The following is a 1,980-nucleotide window of genomic DNA, read 5'->3' as shown; positions in this document are numbered from 1 at the left end:
TTAGCCCCTTTGATCCCCCTTTCTGTTTAAGGAGCGTGCATGGCAGATATGCCCAAACCGCGGCTGGCGGCAGACGAATTTCAACAACGCCTACTGGTTTGGTTCGACCGTTATGGCCGTCACGACCTGCCGTGGCAGTCGCCGCGAAGCGCCTATCGCGTCTGGGTGTCGGAAATCATGCTGCAGCAGACCCAAGTTACCACCGTCATTCCTTACTTCGAGCGTTTTATGGCGCGCTTTCCCACCCTGGAAGCACTCGCTACTGCGCCGCAGGATGAAGTGCTGCACCTCTGGACAGGGCTTGGCTACTACGCACGTGCGCGCAACTTGCATAAAGCCGCTCAAGTTGCGTTGGCGGAGCATGGGGGCGAACTGCCAACAGGCAGTATTGACGAATTGGTGGCACTGCCCGGCATTGGCCGTTCCACCGCAGGCGCTATCATTGCGCAAAGTACAGGGGAGCGGGCTGCCATTCTGGATGGCAATGTAAAGCGCTCGCTCACCCGGCTGCATGCACTGCCCGGCTGGCCGGGTAAGCCTGCAGTTGAACGGCAGCTATGGGCGCTGGCCGAGTGCTATACGCCAACAGTGCGGCTGGCGGATTACACCCAAGCGATCATGGATTTTGGCGCCACGCTATGCAAACGCAGCAAGCCGGATTGCCCAAGTTGCCCGTTTAACGATGTCTGTTTGGCCTATTCGCGCGGTGAGCCCCAGCGTTATCCGGAATCCAAACCGAAAAAGGCGCTGCCCACCCGGCAGACCATCATGCTGATGCTGCGCGACCCGGAAGGCCGGGTATGGCTGGAAAAGCGCCCTCCTAGCGGTTTATGGGGTGGGCTGTGGGGCCTGCCGCAGTTTGACAAGCACAGCGAGCTCAACGATTGGCTGGAAGCTCATGCCGTTAACCCCGCGCGTGAACGTGCGGCGCCCAGTTTTCACCATACGTTCAGCCATTTTCGCCTGGAAATTACCCCGCAGCCCGCGACCTGCGATAGGCTGGGTGGTGTACGCGAAAGTGGCGTATGGTACGACATCAACCATCCGCCCGCGCTGGGCTTGGCAGCCCCGGTTAAAGCGCTGCTTAGCCAACTAACGCCATTTACCCTCAATCCCACCCCAGGCCACGCCTAGCGTTATCTGGGGCTATAAGTAACCAGTCACTTCAAGAGGAGTACGTTATGAGTAACACGGTTTTTTGCCGGAAGTACCAGAAAGAGCTCGAAGCGCTGCCATTCCCACCCTTGCCGGGCAAGCAAGGCCAGGAGATTCAGGCGACTGTTTCCAAGCCCGCCTGGGAAGCCTGGCAATCGCTGCAAACTCGTTTGATCAATGAGAAACACCTCAACATGCTCGACCCTGAATCACGTGCATACCTAATGGAACAGATGCAGCGCTTCCTGGACAACCAGGAAACCGACCAGGCCGAAGGGTATGTACCGCCCTCTCAAGCATGACTTTGAAGGTTGGCTGTCGCTGCACTGTCATGAGAAAAGCAGGACAACTGACTTGTCATTAGTAGGGCTAGGCTTAGATGGGAAGAGTCCGTAGCGCATGCTTCTCACCGCGCCGGGTGTAGAACAGAACACCCCTAAGCAGCCGTCTCGCAAGAAAGTTTCACAAAGGTGTTGACGAAAAGCGGCGATTTTAGTTTAATACGCACCGTTGGCAGCGGCCAGATAGCTCAGTTGGTAGAGCAGGGGATTGAAAATCCCCGTGTCGGCGGTTCGATTCCGTCTCTGGCCACCACACTGCTGGGGTATCGCCAAGTGGTAAGGCACCGCTTTTTGGTAGCGGCATTCCCAGGTTCGAATCCTGGTACCCCAGCCATTGCCAACAAAATTTCTTGTTGATTGCAAAGCCTAACAGCAAAGCAATCATGTTCTCAAGAAAACGTGAAGCGCCGACATAGCTCAGTTGGTAGAGCAACTGACTTGTAATCAGTAGGTCCCGGGTTCGACTCCTGGTGTCGGCACCACT

Annotated in this window: 2 protein-coding genes and 3 tRNA genes; all 5 read left to right on the top strand. The window is 56.6% G+C overall.

Annotated features, from left to right (window positions below; all coding sequences use genetic code 11):
• Positions 1 to 39 precede the first annotated feature (39 nt).
• The 5 genes from mutY (at position 40) to CXF87_RS11865 (ending at position 1,978) form a co-directional block, all read left to right on the top strand.
• Positions 40 to 1,134, top strand: coding sequence for an A/G-specific adenine glycosylase (gene mutY, locus CXF87_RS11885; RefSeq protein ID WP_101146761.1), 1,095 nt, complete (start codon positions 40 to 42; stop codon positions 1,132 to 1,134).
• 47 nt (positions 1,135 to 1,181) lie between these two features.
• On the top strand, positions 1,182 to 1,457 hold the full coding sequence (locus CXF87_RS11880) for an oxidative damage protection protein (RefSeq protein ID WP_101146760.1): 276 nt from the start codon (positions 1,182 to 1,184) through the stop codon (positions 1,455 to 1,457).
• A 216-nt stretch (positions 1,458 to 1,673) separates the two neighbouring features.
• A tRNA-Phe gene (locus CXF87_RS11875) sits at positions 1,674 to 1,749 on the top strand.
• A 6-nt stretch (positions 1,750 to 1,755) separates the two neighbouring features.
• Positions 1,756 to 1,830 (top strand) — tRNA-Gln (locus tag CXF87_RS11870).
• A 72-nt stretch (positions 1,831 to 1,902) separates the two neighbouring features.
• A tRNA-Thr gene (locus CXF87_RS11865) sits at positions 1,903 to 1,978 on the top strand.
• Positions 1,979 to 1,980 lie beyond the last annotated feature (2 nt).

This window comes from Halomonas sp. MES3-P3E, from assembly GCF_002836035.1.
GTDB lineage: Bacteria > Pseudomonadota > Gammaproteobacteria > Pseudomonadales > Halomonadaceae > Vreelandella > Vreelandella arctica.
Note: the sequence above shows the minus strand (reverse complement) of the source record. Positions and strands in the feature narration are given on the sequence as shown.